The sequence below is a fragment of the Luteitalea pratensis genome (assembly GCF_001618865.1).
Taxonomy (GTDB): Bacteria; Acidobacteriota; Vicinamibacteria; order Vicinamibacterales; family Vicinamibacteraceae; genus Luteitalea; species Luteitalea pratensis.
This window is the reverse complement of record NZ_CP015136.1, coordinates 6431583-6451507: the sequence shown is the minus strand read 5'-3', so window position 1 is coordinate 6451507 and position 19925 is coordinate 6431583. Positions and strand designations below refer to the sequence as shown.

Here is a 19925-nt window from a genome sequence, read left to right as displayed (position 1 = left end):
GTGCCCGACGAGCCGACCAGCACGCCACCCGATCCGGAGCCGCCGGTCCCTGACGAGGCCCCGGCGCCCGGCGACACGAGCACGTCGCCGCGTCCGAGCCCCCGAGTACGGGGCCGCAAGCGGCGCCTCGCATTGCACCTGAGCAAGCGGGCCTCCGCGCTCCTCATCGCGACGGTCGCGGCAGCGCTCGTGTCGGTGCTTGCGATCGACCTCGGGCCCAGCCTGCGTGGACTCGCCGAGCGTGAAGGCAGCAAGCGCCTGCAACGCCCACTGCATATCGGCGGGTTGTCGGTTCGCCTCCTGCGTGGCCAATTCATCGTCGAGCGGCTGCGCATCGACGGCTTGACGCCGTCCGACGCGCCGTTCTTCGTCGCCGAACGGATCACGATCGGGATGCCCTGGTGGTCGATCGTGTTCGGTGAGCTCGTGATCCAGGACGTCTCGATGAGCGACTGGACGATGACGATCGAGCAGTTTCCCGGCGGTCGGCACAACTTCCCGAAGCTCACCCTCCCTCAGTCCGGCGGCAAGAAGCGGTTCGTGACCACCGTGCGCCAGTTCACGGGCACGCGCGGACGCGTTCACTACACCGATTACGGCATGCCGTGGAGCGTCGACGCGCGCAACCTCGAGCTCAGCATCGCGAAGAGCGACAAGTACCGGGGTACCGCGAAGTTCCGCGACGGCGTGATCGCGATCATGAAGTACGAACCCATGTGGGCACACATGCAGACGGGGTTCGTCATCGACGGTGGCCGGGTCCTGCTACCGCGCATCGACCTGCAGGCCGACGGCTCGACATCGCGGATTCGGGGCAACGTCAACGTCGCCAACTGGCCCGAGCAGGTGTACGACGTCGAGCGATCGACGATCGACTTCGCGCGGATGCGCGCGCTCTTCTTCGCCAACCGGGACTTCCTCCTGCAGGGCACCGGGCAGTTCTCGGGCCGCTTCGCCCTCGGGAAGGGATTCCGTGAGCTGAGGGGCCGCTTCCAGAGCGCACGCACCCGGCTGACCCGATTCGACTTCGACGACGTCCGTGGATCGCTGCTCTGGACGCGCGACAAGTTCGAGGTCATCGAATCGCGCATGGCGTTTGCCGGAGGGCAGCTCGACCTCAATTACAAGTTCGCGCCGCTTGGTGCGCCGACACCGGCGCATCAGCGCCTCGACGCCCGCTACACGGGCGTGGACGTCGCCGCGGTGTCACGCGTCATCGGGCTCGAGGGCATGGAGGTCGCCGGGCGGGCCGACGGCCGGCACCTGCTGGACTTCCCGTCGGGGCGGTTCGACCTGCGCACAGGCGATGGCGAGGTCGTGGTCAACGCACCGGACGGCCAGCGCATGCAGGGGCGCGAGCTGATCGACCTGACCGGTGCACCGCCACTGCCCACGCCGCTGATCGACAGGGATGCGCCGCTCGGGCGGCTGCCGATCGTCGCCGACCTGCACTACCGCTACGAGGGTGGCCGCATCGACGTCGCACGCAGCTACGCGGCCACGCCCGAGACCTACGTCGAGTTCAGCGGCCGCACCGAGGCCCTCGAGTCATCGAACTTCGACTTCCACGTGACCAGCCGCGACTGGCAGGAGAGCGACAAGCTGCTGGCCGGCATCATGACCGCCGCCGGTGCGCGCACCCGTCCTGTCGTCGTCGGCGGCTCGGGCACGTTCGACGGCACGATGACCGGTCGCTTCCGGGCCCCGCACATCGAAGGGCAATTCGCCGGCCGCAACCTGCGCGGCTGGGACGTGAACTGGGGGACTGCCCGCACCTCGCTGGTCGTCGAGAACAGCTATGTCGACATTGCCGATGCCGAAATCGACAGTGGCGATGCCCGCATGCGCGTACAGGGCCGCTTCTCGCTCGGCTTCCCGAGGCGCGATGGCGGCGAGGAGATTCGCGCCCGCATCCAGATGTCCGGCTGGCCGCTGCGCGACCTGCGGCATGCGTTCGTCCTCGACGACTATCCGGTCGACGGCCCGCTCTCGGGCGATTTCCAGCTGCAGGGTGATTACCGCGGGCCGATGGGGTTCGGACGGCTGCGGATAGAGAACGGCGTCGGCTACGACGAGTCCTTCGACACCGCCACGTCCGCGCTTCGTTTCGATGGCCTCGGGGTGTTCCTCGACGACATCGTCATCACCAAGTCCGCCGGCCATGTGAACGGAACTGCCTACGTCGCCTGGGCCGGCACGTATCGGTTCAAGGTGGAGGGCCAGGGCATCCCCGTGGCCAGCGTCCATGCCCTCACGTGGGAAGGCGTGCCCCTCACGGGCAGGCTGCGCATGGTGGCGGAAGGCGACGCGACGTTCCAGGCACCGCGCTACGACGTGCGCGCGTCGATCGACGACCTGTACGTCGGCGACGAGGGCATCGGCCAGGTCACCGCGCAACTGTCGATTCGCGATCGGCAGATGTACATCGACGCGCTCGAAATGGCGTCGTCTCGCCTGGCGGTCTCGGGCACCGGCCGCATGCCGTTCGATGACGACGCCGACAGCGACATCACGCTGACCTTCGTCGACACGTCCCTCGATCCGTACATCCGCGTGTTCAGTCCGACCTTCTCGCCGTTCACGTCGATGGTCGGTTCCGGCATGCTGCACGTGGTCGGGCCGTTCAACGATTCGGCGCGCCTCAAGGGCGATCTGCGCCTCGACGCGGTGCGCCTGCGGCTCATCGACTACCAGATTCGCAACGACGGGCCGGTCCGCCTGGCGCTCGGCCAGGATCGACTGCAGATCGATCGCATGCGGCTGATTGGTGAGGGCACCAGGCTCGACGTGGTGGGCGACCTCGATCTCGGGACCGAGCGAATGAGCATCCGCATGCTCGGCGACGCCAATCTCGGCCTGTTGCAGGGCTTCCTGTCGGACGTGCGGGCGTCTGGCGGCGCGGAGGTGTCGGCCGAGATCAGCGGTCCATGGCGGTCGCCGGTCGTCGGAGGCAGCGCGCTGATCAGCGACGGGCGTCTCCGCTATGCCGGCCTCCCGCACTCGCTCGAGGCCATCAACGGCACCGTGCACTTCGATACCGGCGGCGCCTCGCTCGAAGGTGTGACCGCACGACTCGGGGGCGGTCCGGTGCGATTCGGCGGGCGGGTCACGTTCACGGGTGTCAGCCCGAGCGAGTTCAACGTGACCGCGACGGGCTACGAAATGCGCATCCGGTATCCGGAAGGCTTCCGGTCCATCATCGACGCGCAACTGGCGCTGCGTGGGCCCCTTGCCCAGCCGACGCTGAGCGGCACCGTGAACGTGCGCGATGCCGTCCTGACGCGCTCCATCGACACGAGCGGCACAGGCGTCTTCGGACTGGCCGCAGGTGGCCTGACGACCACGGCGGCAGCCACGACCGCGGCGAGCTATCCGTTGCGGTACGACCTGCGGGTGACAGCGCCGTCGACATTGCGGATCGAGAACAACACCGCGCGCCTCGTCTCGAGTGCTGACCTCACGCTGCGAGGCACGTACGATCGCCCGCAGCTGTTCGGGCGTGCAGAGGTGGAGCGCGGCGAGGTGTTCTTCGAAGGCAAGCGATACAACGTGCGGCGCGGTGTGATCGACTTCTCCAACCCGACGCGCATCGAGCCCTTCTTCGACATCGAGGCCGAGACGCGGGCGCAGGTCCCGGGCCAGATCTACAACGTCACTTTCAGGGTCTCCGGCACGCCGGACCGTTTCGTGTTCGACCTGTCTTCCGATCCGCCTCTCAACGCCGTCGACATCATGGCGCTGCTCTTCGGCGACGTGCGCGATCCGGTCAATGCGGAGCTGCGGGCGCTGCGCGCGCCCAACCAGACCGAGCAGGACCTCATCGCCGCGCGGGCCGCGAGGCTCCTTGCAAGCCCCATCTCGGAGAACGTCAGCCGCGTCGCAGAGCAGGCGCTCGGAGTCGACTCCGTGCAGATCACGCCATCGCTCGTCAACATCGGCCAGCAGTCGTCGCGCCTGAGCCCGGGGGCGCGCCTGACCATCGGCAAGCGCATCAGCGAGCGGCTCTACCTGACCTTCGCGCAGCTGCTCACGTCGGAGCAGCGCGACCAGCTGATCCTCCTCGAGTTCACGCAGAACGATCGCCTGTCGTGGATCGTGTCGCAGAACGAGGACGACACCTACGCGATCGACGTCCGCGTCCGGCACGTGTTCTGATGCGGACCACGGTGGGCGGCCTGGTCGTGATCCTCTCGCTTTGCGCGTGCGCGGCGCTGTCCGCGCAGCCGGCGACGACGCAGGTGGCCGATGTGCGAGGGCAGCCCGTGACGGCGATCCGCGTCGAAGTGGACGGTGTACGGTCGCCAGATCCGTCGCTCCCGGCGCTGCTGGACGTCGTCGTCGGGCGTCCCCTGGATCCATCACAGGTCCGCTCGTCGATCGAGCATCTCGTCCACTTGCAACGGTTCGCGACCGTCGATCTCCTCGCCGAACCCGCGCCCGGCGGCGTGGCGGTCATCGTCCAGCTCACGTCGGCGCAGCGGATTGAAGACGTTCGAGTCGAGGGCGCACTGAAACCGTTCGACACGGCCATCCTGCGGGCCATTCGTGAGCGCATCGGGAGCGCCGCACTCATCTCGGAAACCGGCGACGCCGTGGCCGCCGTGCAGGACGTGCTCGGCGCCCGCGGTTACCTGCGCCCGCAGATCGGCACGCGCCTGGATCCCACCAGCCGCCGCGAGATCGTGACGCTCGTCGTCACGGGTGATCCAGGCACGCGTTGGCAGGTGGCGCGCCTCGCCATCACCGGTATCCCGGCCCCCGAGCAGGCCGCGGCGATCCGGGCGCTGGGGTTCACGTCGGGCATGCCGTACGACCGTGATGCCATGGACGAGGCGGTGCGGCGGTACACGTCTCGCCTGCGTGCGTCGGGCTACTACGAAGCGGTGGTGCGCACCACGCCCGAGCCGGGTCAGGCATCGACGGCGATCGACCTCACCGTGGATGTCACGCGCGGCCCCCTGGTGGTGCTCACCTTCGAAGGCGACTCGCTGCCGGAGGCGGCGCGGCGCGAGCTCGTGCCCGTACGCGAAGAGGCGAGCGTGGACGAGGACCTGCTGGAAGACTCGCGCAACCGCATCACCGAGTGGTTGCAGGAGCGGGGCTACTGGCGTGCGCGTGTCTCCTACTCGCGGCGGCAGACGGCGACCGGCCTGGAAGTCGTGTTCACGATCGCGCGCGGCCGCGTGTACCGCGTCCGGTCGGTGCTGATCGGCGGCGCACAGGCGCTGCCCGAGGCGTCCCTTCGCCAGCGCGTCGCGATCCAACCCGATGATCCGTTCGTGCCGTCGGTACTGGCGGCGGGCATCGCGTCGATCACGCAGCTGTACCAGAACAGCGGCTTTCCGGCGGTGCGCGTCGAGCAGGCACTCGTCGACGTGAGTGCGCCCTCGCTCTCACCTGACGTGCCGGGTGACCTGGAGATTCGCCTTCGGGTCACCGAGGGCACGCGTGCAACGGTCTCACGCATCACGTTCGAGGGCGTGCAGGCGCTCGACGAGGCCGCGTTGCGGACGGCGCTGACGCTGTCGCCCGGCCAGCCCTTTTCGTCCGCCGCGGTCGTGGCGAGCCGCGAAGCCGTACTGCGCCGTTACCTGGACGAGGGATATCGCCAGGCGCAAATCGAGGCGCGACTGGACAACGGTGCCGCTACCGGTGCCATCGGCGTGACGTTCGTCCTCGTCGAGGGGCGTCAGACGATCGTCGATCGCATCCTCGTGGTCGGCAACGTCCGCACCAGCGAGGACACCATCCGTCGCGAACTTCGCATCGTCGGGGGGCAACCCTACGGTCTGAGTCGGGTGTTCGAGAGCCAGCGGCGCCTCACGGCCCTGGGCCTCTTCCGCAGCGTCCGGATTGTCGACATGGGTCAGGCCAACGCCGGCTCGCGCGACGTCGTCATCACGGTCGAGGAAGCGCCGGTCACCACGGTGGGGTACGGCGCGGGGCTGCAGGGCGGGCAACGCCTGCGTTCAGTCGGCGACACCGGCGCCGTCGAGGAGAACTTCGAGTTCGCAGCGCGAGGGTTCTTCGAGGCGGGACGACGCAACCTGTGGGGGAAGAACCGCGCCGTCAGTCTTTTCGTACGGGCCAGCGTGCGGCCACGGGACTTCCCGAACGATCCCGAACGCGACGGCAGCGGCCTCGCGCTCAACGAGTACCGCGTGCTGGGCGCGTGGCGCGAGCCGCGCGCTTTCCTGGACAGCGCCAACCTGGACATCGCGGCGTTCGTGGAACAGGCGGTTCGGTCGAGTTTCAGTTTCCGGAGACAGCAGGCACGCGTGGATTGGTCGCGGCTGTTCGGCGAGCACCTCACCTTCGTGGCGCGGTACGGGTTTGGCCGCACCGACATCTTCGATGCACGTATCGCCCTCGAGGATCAGCTCAATGTCGACCGCCTGTTCCCGCAGGTGCGGATCTCGTCGGTCACCAACTCGGTGATTCGCGACACCCGCGATGACCCACTGGACCCTGGCAAGGGCACGTTCGTCGCCGTCGATGGTGAACTCGCCGGACGCGCGATCGGCTCCGAGGTAGGCTTCGGCAAGACCCTGCTGCAGGGATTCCTGTACCGGCGCCTGGCGGGTCCTCGTCGCATCGTCATCGCTGGCGGCGCCAGGGTCGGTCTCGCGCGCGGGTTGCCACGAGAGATCGTCCGACTCGGCGATGACGGTCAACCGCTGTATGGGCCCGATGGCCAACCGCTCGTCGATGTCGTGACCGACCTGCCGGCGGCGGAACGGTTCTTCGCCGGCGGTGACAACACCGTGCGCGGCTTTGCGCAGGACCGGCTCGGCGAGCCCGCCACGCTGGATCGGAACGGCCTGCCGACGGGTGGCAACGGCCTGCTGATCTTCAACACCGAAGTGCGCGTGCCGGTATGGAAGGGCCTGATCGCGGCGGGGTTCGTCGACGCGGGCAACGTGTTCCAGCGCGTCTCCAATCTCGACATCGCGGAGATCCGCGGGGCGGCCGGCTTCGGCGTGCGCTACCTGTCGCCGATCGGCCCGATTCGCGTCGACCTGGGGTTCAAGATGAACAGGCTGACGTTTGCCAACGGCACGAAGGAAGGGAGAACGGCGTTACACATCACGGTGGGACAAGCGTTCTAGGGAGCCCACTGACGAACGCCGAACGTTGAACGCCGAACGTTGAACGTTGAACGCCGAACGCTGAAGGACCAAGCTCGAAGGCCGACGGCCGAATGACGAAGGCCGAACGTATGGAGTCGCGATTCAGCGGAACCAGTTGTACTTGACGATGCACCAGAGTGCCCGGACGCCGTCCTTCCAGCCGATCTTCTTGCCCTCTTCGTAGGTCCGGCCATCGTAGGAGATGCCGACCTCGTAGATGCGGACCCGCAGCTTCGCGATCTTCGCGGTGATTTCGGGCTCGAACCCGAAGCGGTTCTCCTCGACGGTGATCTGCTGCAGCACCTCGCGGCGGAAGACCTTGTAGCAGGTCTCCATGTCGGTGAGGTTGAGGTTGGTGAACGCGTTGGAGCAGAGGGTGAGGAACTTGTTGCCCATGAAGTGCCAGAAGTACAGCACGCGATGGGTCTCGCCGCCCGCGAACCTCGAGCCGAAGACCACGTCGGCGCGGCCTTCCGCGATCGGCTCGAGCAGCTTCAAGTACTCACGCGGGTCGTACTCGAGGTCGGCGTCCTGGATCAGCACGACATCGCCGGTGGCGGCCGCGAAGCCGGTGCGGAGCGCGGCGCCCTTGCCCTGGTTGCGTTCGTGGTACAAAACGCGGACGTTGGCGGGGAAAGTCGTCGAACGCAGCAGGTTACGCGTGCCGTCCGTGGAGCAGTCGTCCACGAGGATGATGTCCTTGTCCACGTCCACTTCCTGTACCCGATCGATCAGGTGCAGCAGCGTGTGGGCCTCGTTGTAGACCGGAATGACGACCGTCAGTTTCATCGAGAGATGGGGCCGCCGCGCGGCCGCGACAGTATATCTGGCCGCGCTGACCTCCGGCGCCGCTGGCGCGAGCAGGCTCGCCCCTCCGCCGCCGCCCCAGCCCGTGCTCGTTGATCGCCTCGTCGCGATCGTCGGTGAACAGGCCCTGACATGGCGCGACGTCGAGGCGGCCCGCCTGCTCGGATCGGTGCCCGCCGGGGGGACGTCGGCCGACGGCGTGGAGCGCCTGGTCACCCGTGAACTGATGCACATCGAGGTCGAGCGCCTCGCGGTCGTCGCTCCCATGCCGGCCTTGGTCGAGGAGCGGCTCGACCGGGCCCGTCAGCGGGCCGGCGGACCCGGCGCGTTCACGCTCGCGCTCCAGTCCCTCGGCCTCACCGAGCTCGAGGCCCGTGAGTGGGTGGCCGACGACCTGCGCATGGAGGTGTACGTCGACCAGCGCTTCACGGCACCCGCACAGCCCACCGACGTCGAGGTCGCGGCGGCCGCCGTTCGCGAGGGTGCCCGCGAGCCCTCCCCCGACCAACTGCGTGAGGCACGCCGTCGGATCGTGGAGGCTCGCCGGGCGGCGCTCGTGGCCGACTGGCTGGCCGGCATACGCGAGCGCACGTCGGTGCAGATCGCGGGTGGGCGTTGACGCCGCCCGCCGCGGCCGCGCCCCTGCCCACGCTCGATCACGGCCCGACTGGCGTGTGGGGTGAGGCGGCCAGGCGCCTGGCCCTGCTGCCGCTGCTGGCAGCGTACCTGGCAGGACCGGGCTGGTCGATCCTCGTCTCGCCGGCTGTTCCGGGCACGGTGCGGATCGTGCTGCTCTTACTGGTCGCGATCGCGGTCGTGCGCCCCGCGTGGTCACCGGCGGTGTTGATCGGCGTCGTGCCGCTACTGCCAGTCTGGCCGTCGCTGGTGCCAGCCGTGCCGCCCGGCGTGGTTCACCTCGTGGTCGCCACGCAGGCCATTCCCTGGATGGCGCGGCGCCTGCTCGGGCAGCGCGGCGTACGCAACAGCATGGCGTCGGGCTGGGCGGTCGTCGTCGGCGTCGCCACGGTATCGCTGCTCGTGGCCCTCACGCCCGAGCCGTGGCGGGGAGCCGACCTCCAGCACGTGGGGCGACTGGTTCGTGCCCGTGTGCCCTCATACATCTTCGAGGGCGATCACCTGCTCGAGTCGGGCGCGCTGCCGACCTGGACGGTGCTGGTGGACGGGCTCGCCTGCGCGCTCATCGTCGGGTGGGCGGCCACGCGCGCCACGCGGGAGCGAATACTGCGCGCTGCGGCGACTGCGGCGATCCTGACGGCGCTCTTCGGCTTGTGGCAGGCAAGGACGGGGCTCGGGCTGCAGACGGCGTGGCTCGTGTTCGACGCCGGCATCCTTCGCATCAACGCCACGTACACCGACCCGAATGCCCTGGCCGCGTTCTACGCGCTGGTCGGTCCCGTGCTCGCGGGACTGGCGATGCGATCGGCGGGGTGGCGACGCGCGTCATGGAGCGCCGGTACCGGTCTCGTGCTCATGGCGATGGTGATGACGGCGGGGCGTGCCGGCCTGGCATCCCTCGCGGCAGGCCTGCTCGCCATGGCGATGGTGGCGCTGCGTGCCGGTCTCGACGAGATCGATCCGGTCCCGCTGGTACGCCGGCACTTCCGGCGTGCCGTGCGTGCAACGGCGATCCTGCTCCTGGTGACGCTTCTCGGCCTGATCACCATCGGCACCCTACTCAACGTGCGTCACGAGCAGCAGACGACCTACCTGCACACATGGCTCTACACCTTCAACCTGCGCCAGCCTCCCGAGGCCATCGCCAAGGGGCGCATTGCGGTGTGGCGGGTGGCAATCGCCATGATCGGGGAACATCCGCTCGTCGGGCAGGGTCTGGGGGCGGCGCCACGGGACTTCGAGCGGCTGCGCGCGAAACTCGGCATCGAGACATTGCCGCACGACGCCCACCTGTCGCCGCACAATACCTACCTGCTGGTCACGAGCGAACTCGGCCTCCTCGGCCTGGCGGCATTCCTGCTGATGATGGCCGCCGTCGTGTTCGGCGTGCGGGTTCCGGGCAATCTCGTGCCACGCCACGTCGCGACGTGGCCGGTGGCGGGCGTCGTTGGCGGCCTCGTGGGCTACACCCTGACGATGCTGACGGGCGATCGCATCCTCTTGCGCGAAGACGTCGTGGTGGGCACGATCTGCGCCGCGGTTGCCACGCTCGGCGCGCCACCGCCACCGCGGGCGTGGCGTCTGGTCGCCGGCCTCGTGCTCCTGGCAACGATCGTCAGTTGGCCGCTTCGCACCGGCTGGATCGGTACACAGGCCGTGATGGTGACGCCGCCGCACGAAGGGCTGCACGCCGATCAGGTGGGCTCGCGTGGAGAGACGTACCGCTGGAGCACGGGCGACGCGGTGCTCTACGTACCCAAGAACGCGCGGCGTGTGCGCATCCCCATCCGCAACCTGTCTCCGCAGATCCAGCGCCTCGACGTGACGGTGGACGATCGTCCGGCCGACCTGCAGCAACTGCCGTCGGGGCCGTGGATCATGCTCGACTATCATCTGCCTCCGCAACCGGCCCGGGGATGGCATGCCATCCGCCTGCGCGTCACGCCGACCTGGTCCGCTCCCGGCGACGCACGCGTGCTTGGCGTGGTCATAGGCGAGTGGGGGTATCAGTAACGCCTAACGCTTAATGACGCTTGATGCCTGACGCTCGAAGGGTGAAGGGGGTTGAGGGCGTACCAAGCCTCAAGCCTCAAGCATCAAGCGTTAGGTTGGTGGCAGCAGGCCGTGCTTCGAGGCGTACTGATACAGCGCGATCTCGATCAGGTTGAACAGCGAGTGCGAGATCGCCGGCGCCACGACGCTGCGGCGTCTGAGGTACATGACGCCCCAGAGCAGGCCGAGCATGCCCGTGATGAGCGCGGCGTCCAGGCCCTGGGTCAAATGGCCCAGGCCGAAGGCGATGCTGAACAGCGCAAGGCCGAGGCGAGCGCCGCCCAGGTCGCGGTCGAACCGGTGCAGGATGAAGCCGCGTTGCACTTCCTCGCGCACCCCGCCGGCGAGGACGACGACCAGCGCGAAGATCCCGACGCGCCACGGCGAGGTCAGCATCGCCTGCAGCGGGTTCTCCGGCACGTTGTGCATCCACGGGGCCAACGACTGCACGATGCTGCCCAGGGCAATCACCAGCCCGAACACGAGAGGAAGGTAGGCGAGACCGCGCCGGACCTCGCGCCAGACCGACCCGGCCCCGAGCAGCACTCGCGAGGCATCTTCGCCGCGCAGCCGCAGGAAGAGCACGACCAGCAGCACGATGGCCAGCGTGTCCAGCAGGGAGACCGCGACGATGAAGCGGAAGGGCAGGGCGTCGGAGGACGTCACGCGCAGGCCGAGGCCGATCAGCAGCCCGCCGATCAGCAACTGCGTCGGGAAGCCCGAGCACAACAGTACTTCGAGAATCGACAGGGCGCGCGACACGCGGGGCATGTCTGGCGCCGGCGCCTCCAAAGGCTGAGGTGGCGTGTCGAAGGCGTCCGGAGCGCTCACCATGTAGATGTTACGCTGTGGGAGCGCGCCCTGGCGCCACCTCTGCATCTTCGAAAGGTTGTCGTGTGTCCAGTGCCATCGAATTCTCTCGTCAACCGGATCCGTTGCAGGACCAGCCCACCGGTGAGCGGGTGCTCGTGGTCGAGGACGACCGCGCCGCGCGGATCGGGCTCACCGAACTCATTCGGGCATGGGGGTACGTGGCCGAGGATGCCTCTGACGGCGAGGAGGCCCTCCAGAAGGTCACGACGTTCCGTCCGGGCATCGTCCTGACGGACCTGGTGATGCCGCGCATGGACGGCCTCGGCCTCCTGCGCGCCCTTCAGGACCAGCTGACCGATCTGTGCGTCGTGATCCTCACCGCACAAGGCACGGTGGAGACCGCCGTCGAGGCGATTCGTGACGGCGCCTACGACTACCTGACCAAGCCAGTCGATCCGCATCGGCTCCAGATCCTGCTGGCCAAGGCGGTCGAGCGGCAGGCTACCCGGCGTGAAGTTCGCGTCCTGCGGCGACAACTGCGCGACCAGGGCAGCTTTGGCCGGATCATCGGCAACACGCCGGCCATCCGCAGGCTCTATCGGACGATCGAGCAGGCGGCGCCCACCGGCGCGTCCGTCCTGATCTGGGGCGAGTCGGGCACGGGCAAGGAACTCGTGGCGCAGACGATCCACCAGCTCAGTGATCGTGTCAACCAGCCCTACATCGCCATCAACTGCGCGGCCATTCCGGAGACGCTGCTCGAGAGCGAGATCTTCGGCCACGAAAAGGGCGCGTTCACGGGCGCGGTCGAGCGGCGGCTCGGCTGTTTCGAGCTCGCGCACCGCGGTACGCTGTTTCTCGACGAAATCGCGGAAATGGTGCCCGTCACGCAGGTCAAGCTGCTGCGCGTGCTGCAGGAGCGCACGTTCCGGCGCCTTGGTGGCCGCACCGAGCAGAACGTCGACGTCCGGATCATCGCTGCGACCAACGTCAATCCGCTCGACGCGGTGCAGCGCGGCAAGCTCCGCGAGGACCTCTACTACCGCCTCAACGTGTTCTCGATCGAACTGCCGCCGTTGCGGGCGCGGCGTGAGGACATCCCGCTGCTCGTGCAGTCGTTCATCGGCGAGTTCAGTGGCCGCAACGGCAAGGACGTCAAAGGCGTGTCGCAGGAGGCGCTCGGCCTGCTCGAGCAGTACCACTGGCCGGGCAACGTGCGCGAGCTGCGCAATGTCATCGAGCGCGCCACGATCCTGGCGCCCGGCGAGTTCATCGAGGCGGCACAGTTGCCGCCCGAGCTCTCGCTGCCGCAGTCCAGCGCCAGTGAGCGGCACCAGATCACGCTCTCGCCCGGCACGACGGTCGACGAGGCCGAGATGCGCCTCATCGAGATCACCCTCGCCCACACCGGCCAGAACAAGACGCGGGCCGCCGATCTGCTGGGCATCAGCCTCAAGACCCTGCACAACAAGCTCAATCGCATGAAGGGGCGCGATCAGTCCTCTGACTGATCGCGTGCGGCGCATGCGTCTGAGCTACCAGACCCGGCAGGCGCTCGGCGTCACGTGCATCGTCGCATTGACGGTGATCGCGCTCAGCGTGGTGTACCTGACGGCGCAGGCGCAGGCATTGCTGGCCGAGAGCGAACTGCGTGGACGCATGCTGGCCAACGCCACCTACCAACGCGCCTTCACGCTCGTCCGCAGCCGCGAATCGGCGGCAGCAGACCTGCAGGCCGACCCCGGGTTGCGGGCGATCCTGCTGTCGGCGATCGGCTTTGCCGAGAACGTCACCTACGCCACCATCACCGACGTGCGCGACCGGGCACTCGTCCACAGCTCGCCCACGCTCGAAGGCACTGTCGTTCCCGCCCAGGCCTCGCTCGAGCAGCTGTTGCAGGGCGGGCCGTTCACGCAGCTGCGCGGCGTGTGGGAGCAGCGCAGCTACGAGGTGACACAGCCGCTGTTGCTCGGCGATGAGCGCTTCGGGTCGATCCGCATCGGCGTCTCGACGGTGCTGATCTGGGCAGGCCTCAAGTCAGCCCTCAAGCCGATCGCCATCGTTGCAGGCGCGGCGATCATCCTCGCCACCGGCGTGTCGTGGTTGATGGCCCGGCGTTTCCTGCGGCCCATCCATGTGTTGCAGAGCGGCATCGCCCGTCTGCGCGAAGGCGAGGAAGATGTGCACCTCGACCTGCCGGACGAGGACTTCAAGGATCTCGGCACGTCGTTCAACGCCCTCAGCCAATCTGTCTCGACGATCCGATCACAGCTGGTCGAGCAGGCCCGCCGGGCCGAGTCGGTCGTCGAGCGGCTCGAGGACGCGGTCGCCATCGTCGGCACGACTGGTGACGTGGCGTTCGTCAACGCCGCCATGAAGGCACTGCTGCCGGCGCTGGAACCAGGCGTGGCCCTTGCCACGGCCGTGCCCGAAGCGCACCCGTGTCGTGTGCTCGTGGAGCAGGCCTTGTCGGTGCGCGCGTCGCGCGGACCCCTGATTGCCGATCTCCCCGGCGAGGACGGCGAGGCGGGCAGCCAGCAGCAGTTGATGGCCCATCCCATCGCCGACCAGGCGCGCGGATTCGTCGGCGTGATGCTCGTGGCGCGCAACGTCGGCGCCCTTTCACAGCTGCAGACGATGCTGCGCTATTCGCGGAAACTGTCGTCGCTCAACCGGCTGCTGGCCGGCGTCGCGCACGAGGTCAAGAATCCGCTGAACGCGATGACGATCCACCTCGAGTTGCTGCGGCAGAAGCTGGGCCGTCGCGCCGTCGTCCCGGTAGGCGCAGGGGCCGGTGGCGCCGACCCGCCGCCACCCGAGGGCCTGATGAGCCACGTGTCGATCATCGGCGAGGAGATTCGCCGGCTCGACCAGGTCGTGCAGGGTTTCCTCCGGTTCAGCCGTCCCGAAGAGCTGCAGCTCCAGCCCGTGTCCGTGGCGGCGCTGCTTCAGGACATCGTCGACGTCGTCCGGCCGCAGGCCGAACAGCAGGGTATCGTCGTCGAACTTGAGGCGCACCACGGCGTGGCCATCCAGGTGGATCGCGCGATGGTGCGGCAGGCCCTGCTCAACCTCGCGCTCAATGCGATCGACGCGATGCCATCGGGCGGCACGCTCGCGCTGCGGGCGCGATCGGTCGAAGAGCAGCAGGTGCAGATCGACGTTGTCGACAGTGGCATCGGCATCAAGCCCGAGCACCTGAGCCGGATCTTCGACCTGTATTTCACGACCCGCGAGCAGGGCAGCGGCCTGGGGCTGTCCATGGTGTATCGCACGGTGCAGTTGCACGACGGCACGATCGAAGTCGAGTCCACTCCGGGCCGTGGCGCGTCGTTCCGGATGCGGTTGCCCCGCGCATGACGATGAGAGGGGGAACGTTGAGACGCACCAGCCTGACCGCATGGCGCCGCTACCGGCGAGCCCTCGCCTCCGCCGTCGTGTGCCTGGTGGCCGGCGCCGGGTGCGCGCGGACCAAGCCGGTTGCCGTTCCGGCTGTCGTGGCGCTCGACGTGCCGCCGCCACCGGCACGCGTGATTTCGACGCCGCCGGAGCCCGTGGCCCCTGTCGAATCGACGACGGTGGAGCGGCCGGCACCCGCCACGCGTCCGTCTCGCGCGAGGTCGATAGCGGCCCGTCCCGAAGCGCCGAAGCCGGCCGAGGCCGGTCGTGCGGAGTCGGGGACCGATGCGCCGGCAACTGCCGCACCGGAGGCCGCGCCGGCCCCGGGACCGCTGCTACGGACGCCCCAGACGGCCGACGAGAGCAATGCCGAGAAACGGACCAAGGACGTCCTCGGCCGGGCGACGCAGTTGCTGGACCGCGTGAACGCCACGACCCTCGGCCAGCAGGCCCGCCAGCAGCATGAGACGGCCCGCCGCTTCGTCGAGCAGGCGCTGCAGGCGCTCGTCGAGCGCAACTACGTGCTGGCGTCCTACCTGGCCGACAAGGCCGAAACACTGGCGAAGGGCCTGAGTCGCTGACCAGGCCCCGTCAACGCAGCGGCGACTCCCGACTCCCGACTCCTGACTCCCGACTCCCGGTTTCCCGTTTCGCGACGAGTTCCTGCGGTGTAGTGGTCGCCTACAGGTGCCCGTTTGTTGGGTGCTCGGGCACGAAGGTCATCCGGAACCGGCGGGGTGCGGCGGTGGCAATTGCTCGCATTCAGGTCGCGCGCGGCTGATTCTGCGATGGCATCCGCCTTGCTCTGGTAAGAGGTACCCCGCTCCGCAAGGAGCACCATCCTCCTGAGACCCGCAACACCCCGCGGGAGACCGGCGCATCCGGTCTCCCGCCCTCGCCTCACGACGTATCGAACGTTGGGCTGCGGCCAGTGATAGGCATGGATGTGGGGCCGCCTGGCGGTTCGCTCGGTGGGCCTGCCGCGACCATCCGACGGCTGTAAGTGACGATGGTGGAAGACCTTGCGGCGTATTCGGTCGTTGGCCTGTATATTGGGTGGCACCACTAGAGGACGCACAAGATGTGGTGTAAATTCCCGTTGACAACCCCCTGTGACGGGAGCATAGTGGCTCTCCGAAGCGCCGAAGTCCGCCCTACCCGAGAGCACCCAGCCACTCGGAGCGACAGGCCCCTGAGTCACCATGATTGAGGGTTAGCCGCAGGACGGATCACGCCTCCCACATGGTCGATGGTTTGCGCCCCAAGACGTGCCGCACGCGGCACGCCCCGTCATGCGGGCTGGCGCGGTATCGTCGTTCATGTGAGCAGCCCTCGGTGACTCAGGGCCAGTGGGTTTGACATAGACATCGCCGTGCGCCGACCCGGGGGAAGGTTCGTGCCGGCATGAGGAGGAAGGGAATGCAGTCTGCACAGTCGGTCGAGAGCGTCCTCGGCCAATCGACTGGCGCCGCTGATGCCGTGACGGCGCCGGGCCTGGAGTTCCCCAGGTTCTTCACGCGCGACGGGGTCGACCCGTTCGACGCGGTGGAATGGGAAATCCGCTCGGCGATCATCGGCAATGAGAAGGGCCACGTCGTGTTCGAGCAGCGCGACGTCGAGATGCCGAAGTCGTGGTCGCAGCAGGCCACCAACATCGTCGTCTCGAAGTACTTCCGCGGCACCGTCGGCACACCGGAGCGCGAGCGCTCCGTGCGGCAGTTGATCGGGCGCGTGGTGGATACCATCACCGGCTGGGCGCGCACACAGAAGTACTTCGCGAGCGAGGACGACCTGCAGGCCTTCAGTGACGACCTGAAGCACCTGCTCGTCTTCCAGAAGGCCGCCTTCAACAGTCCCGTCTGGTTCAACTGCGGCATCGAACCCCACCCGCAGTGCTCGGCGTGCTTCATCAACGCCGTGCAGGACACGATGGAGTCGATCCTCACCCTCGCCAAGACCGAGGGCATGCTGTTCAAGTACGGCTCGGGCACGGGCTCCAACCTGTCGGCGATCCGTTCCTCGGAGGAACTGCTCGCGGGCGGCGGCACGGCCTCCGGGCCGGTGTCGTTCATGAAGGGCTTCGACGCGTTTGCGGGCGTCATCAAGTCGGGCGGCAAGACGCGCCGCGCGGCGAAGATGGTCATCCTCAATGCCGATCACCCCGACGTCGTCGAGTTCATCAACTGCAAGGTCGAGGAAGAGAAGAAGGCCTGGGCGCTCATCGACGCCGGCTACGACGGCTCGTTCACCGGCCCGGCGTACGCCTCGGTGTTCTTCCAGAACAGCAACAACAGCGTCCGCGTCACCGACGACTTCATGCGCGCGGTGCTGGACGACAAGGACTGGACGACGCACGCGGTCCGCGACGGGTCGGCGATGGCGACCTACAAGGCGCGCGGCCTGATGCACCAGATCGCCGAGGCGACGCACATCTGCGGCGACCCGGGCATGCAGTTCGACACGACCGTCAACGACTGGCACACCTGCCCGAACACGGCCCGCATCAACGCGAGCAACCCGTGCTCGGAGTACATGTTCCTCGACGACTCGGCGTGCAACCTGGCGTCGATCAACCTGATGAAGTTCGTCGACGAGCGTGGCGAGTTCGACGTCGAGGCCTTCCGCGCGGCCTGCCGCGTGCTGATCACCGCGCAGGAGATCATCGTCGACAACGCGAGCTATCCGACCAAGCCGATCGAACGCAACAGCCACGCCTACCGGCCGCTCGGGCTCGGCTATGCGAACCTCGGCGCCCTGCTGATGTCGCGCGGCCTGCCGTACGACAGCGACGGCGGCCGTGACATGGCGGCGGCGATCACCGCCGTCATGACCGGCGAGGCGTATGCCCAGTCGGCGCGCGTGGCGCGTGACCACGGCGGTCCGTTCGAAGGCTACGAGAAGAATCGCGAGCCGTTCCTGCGCGTGATGCGCAAGCATCGCAACGCGATCAAGGCCATCGATCGCACCAACGTGCCGAAGGACCTCTTCGACGGGGCCCGCGCGGCGTGGGACGACGCGGTCGACATCGGCGAGCAGCACGGCTTCCGCAATGCGCAGGCCACGGTGCTCGCGCCGACCGGCACCATCGGCTTCATGATGGATTGCGACACCACCGGCGTCGAGCCGGACATCGCGCTCGTCAAGTACAAGAAGCTGGTGGGCGGCGGGCTGATGAAGATCGTCAACGGCACGGTGCCGATGGCGCTCGACAAGCTCGGCTACTCCGCGCAGCAGATCAAGGAAATCGTCGCCTACATCGACGAGCACGAGACGATCGAGGGCGCGCCGCACATCACCACCGACGACCTGCCGGTGTTCGACTGTGCGTTCAAGGCGCTCAAGGGCGACCGCTCCATCCACTACATGGGCCACATCAAGATGATGGGCGCCGTGCAGCCGTTCATCTCCGGCGCGATCAGCAAAACGGTGAACGTGCCCAAGGACGCGACCGTCGACGAGATTCAGGAAGCCTACGTGCAGTCGTGGCGCCTCGGCGCCAAGGCCGTGTCGATCTACCGGGATGGCAGCAAGCGGACGCAACCGCTCAACACCTCGAAGGACAAGCAGGTGTCTGCCGAGGCCGTCGCCGCGGGTGTGCCGCAGCCGGTGCGCCGCCGGTTGCCCGACGAGCGTCCGTCGATCACCCACCGCTTCGACATCGCCGGGCACGAGGGCTACATCACGGTCGGGCTCTTCGAGGACGGCCAGCCTGGCGAGATCTTCCTCGTGATGGCGAAGGAGGGCTCGACGATCTCGGGCTTTGCCGACGCCTTCGCGCAGGCCATCTCTTACGCGTTGCAGTACGGCGTGCCGCTGCAAGTGCTCGTCGACAAGTTCAGCCACGCGCGCTTCGAGCCGTCGGGCATGACCCGCAACCCGGAGGTGCGGTTCGCCAAGTCGATCGTCGACTACGTGTTCCGCTGGATGGCGACCAAGTTCCTGTCGCCAGAGGCCCGCTACCGCGCCGGCGTGAACATGCCGGATCCGGGCGCGGCTGCGGTCGAGGCGCCGGCCAACACGGCCGTGGCGGCCACCATTGCTGCCGCAGCGGCGGGCAGCAGGGGCACTGCCGAGTTCGCGTCGATGCAGAATCAGGAAGACGCGCCGCCCTGCACGACCTGCGGTTCGATCATGGTGCGCAGCGGGGCTTGCTACAAGTGCGCCAACTGCGGCACGACGAGCGGCTGCGGCTGAGTACCGTTTGGAGGCAGCGGACCTGGTCGTGGCCACCCCCTCCGTTCTGACCACGTACCGGACTCCCGGCGGGCCGGGCGCACAAAGCGCCCGGCCCGTGCTATTGATGCCCGGATGCGCCGCCGTTTCGCCATCGTGCTGCTCATCCTTGGCCTCGCCACGCCGTCGGCCGCACAGGGCCTGTTCGGCGCCTCGCCGCAGCAACCGCCGACCGATGACCGCACCGGCACCAATCCCCTCAACCTGCAACAGCAGATCGACGTCTCGAACACGTACGTCGAACTCGACACGCTGTTCTTGAACTCCACCACGTATCGGCACGCGGTGCCGCTGTTCCATCGGCGCGTGCGCCTCGCCGGTCTGTTGCCGATCGGCATCTCGAATCTCACGGGCACGACCGAAACGGGCCTCGGCGACGTGGGCGCCGACGTGGAATGGACGCCATGGCTGGCGACGGGCAGCGGACTGGTCGCCGGGTTGCGTACGACATGGAACACGGCCACGGCGGAGAGCGTCGGCTACGGCGGCACGCACACGCTGATGCCGTACGCGCAGTACGTCAGGCAGATCTCACCCCGGGTGCTGCTCGCACCGTTCTTCGGCTATCGGTTTGGCATCGGCGGCGACGACTTCGCCCCGGCGTACAAGGACTCGCTCGTCGGCGTGATGGTCGTGTGGCGAGCCACCGATCGGACGTGGATCGCGACGACGCCGCAGGTGGTCTTCGACCTGGAGCACGATCGCACCTACGGTGATGTTGGCGGCGAGGTCGGCTACATGCTGCTCACGCACCTGGGCGCTTACGTACGGCCGACCATGGGCTTTGGCCGCAATGGTGAGAAGCCGTATTCCTGGGGCATCGTGTTCGGGGTCAGGATCGTGCCGTGATCGGGA

General features: G+C 68.0%; 11 protein-coding genes. 9 read left to right on the top strand and 2 right to left on the bottom strand.

All coding sequences use genetic code 11. The annotated features are described in order from the left end of the window. Both LuPra_RS27190 and LuPra_RS27185 read left to right on the top strand, forming a co-directional pair. Positions 1-4155: a translocation/assembly module TamB domain-containing protein gene (locus tag LuPra_RS27190; RefSeq protein WP_110173671.1), complete on the top strand. Its 4155-nt coding sequence runs from the start codon at positions 1-3 to the stop codon at positions 4153-4155. Beyond that, a complete protein-coding gene (locus tag LuPra_RS27185) occupies positions 4155-7109 on the top strand; it encodes a POTRA domain-containing protein (protein ID WP_110173670.1) in 2955 nt (984 codons plus the stop codon). The genes LuPra_RS27190 and LuPra_RS27185 overlap by 1 nt, the downstream gene beginning before the upstream one ends. A 123-nt stretch (positions 7110-7232) precedes the next feature. Here the strand turns inward: LuPra_RS27185 and LuPra_RS27180 are convergent, their stop codons facing one another. Continuing rightward, positions 7233-7919, bottom strand: coding sequence for a glycosyltransferase family 2 protein (locus tag LuPra_RS27180; RefSeq protein ID WP_110173669.1), 687 nt, complete (start codon positions 7917-7919; stop codon positions 7233-7235). On the opposite strand from LuPra_RS27180, the gene LuPra_RS27175 reads away from it, so the two are divergent. Both LuPra_RS27175 and LuPra_RS27170 read left to right on the top strand, forming a co-directional pair. Then, complete coding sequence (locus LuPra_RS27175) at positions 7900-8556, top strand: hypothetical protein (RefSeq protein ID WP_157899744.1); 657 nt, start codon at positions 7900-7902, stop codon at positions 8554-8556. The two genes, LuPra_RS27180 and LuPra_RS27175, sit on opposite strands and share 20 nt — an antisense overlap. Next, a complete protein-coding gene (locus LuPra_RS27170) occupies positions 8553-10586 on the top strand; it encodes an O-antigen ligase family protein (protein ID WP_110173667.1) in 2034 nt (677 codons plus the stop codon). The genes LuPra_RS27175 and LuPra_RS27170 overlap by 4 nt, the downstream gene beginning before the upstream one ends. A 90-nt stretch (positions 10587-10676) precedes the next feature. Here the strand turns inward: LuPra_RS27170 and LuPra_RS27165 are convergent, their stop codons facing one another. Beyond that, a complete protein-coding gene (locus LuPra_RS27165; protein ID WP_110173666.1) occupies positions 10677-11504 on the bottom strand; it encodes a CPBP family intramembrane glutamic endopeptidase in 828 nt (275 codons plus the stop codon). Between the two features lie 17 nt (positions 11505-11521). Between LuPra_RS27165 and LuPra_RS27160 the strand changes: the two genes are divergently transcribed. The 5 genes from LuPra_RS27160 to LuPra_RS27140 all read left to right on the top strand — a co-directional run bounded on the left by LuPra_RS27160 (position 11522) and on the right by LuPra_RS27140 (position 19919). Further along, positions 11522-12949 carry a sigma-54-dependent transcriptional regulator gene (locus LuPra_RS27160; RefSeq protein WP_234800578.1) on the top strand — a complete coding sequence of 476 codons (1428 nt, stop codon included), beginning with the start codon at positions 11522-11524 and terminating at the stop codon, positions 12947-12949. A gap of 13 nt (positions 12950-12962) precedes the next feature. Further along, positions 12963-14798: an ATP-binding protein gene (locus tag LuPra_RS27155; protein ID WP_234800971.1), complete on the top strand. Its 1836-nt coding sequence runs from the start codon at positions 12963-12965 to the stop codon at positions 14796-14798. Between the two features lie 17 nt (positions 14799-14815). Next, positions 14816-15418, top strand: coding sequence for a hypothetical protein (locus LuPra_RS27150; RefSeq protein ID WP_157899743.1), 603 nt, complete (start codon positions 14816-14818; stop codon positions 15416-15418). 838 nt (positions 15419-16256) lie between these two features. After that, positions 16257-19031, top strand: coding sequence for a vitamin B12-dependent ribonucleotide reductase (locus LuPra_RS27145; protein WP_110173663.1), 2775 nt, complete (start codon positions 16257-16259; stop codon positions 19029-19031). Between the two features lie 114 nt (positions 19032-19145). Next, positions 19146-19919: a hypothetical protein gene (locus LuPra_RS27140; protein WP_110173662.1), complete on the top strand. Its 774-nt coding sequence runs from the start codon at positions 19146-19148 to the stop codon at positions 19917-19919. Positions 19920-19925: the final 6 nt, after the last annotated feature.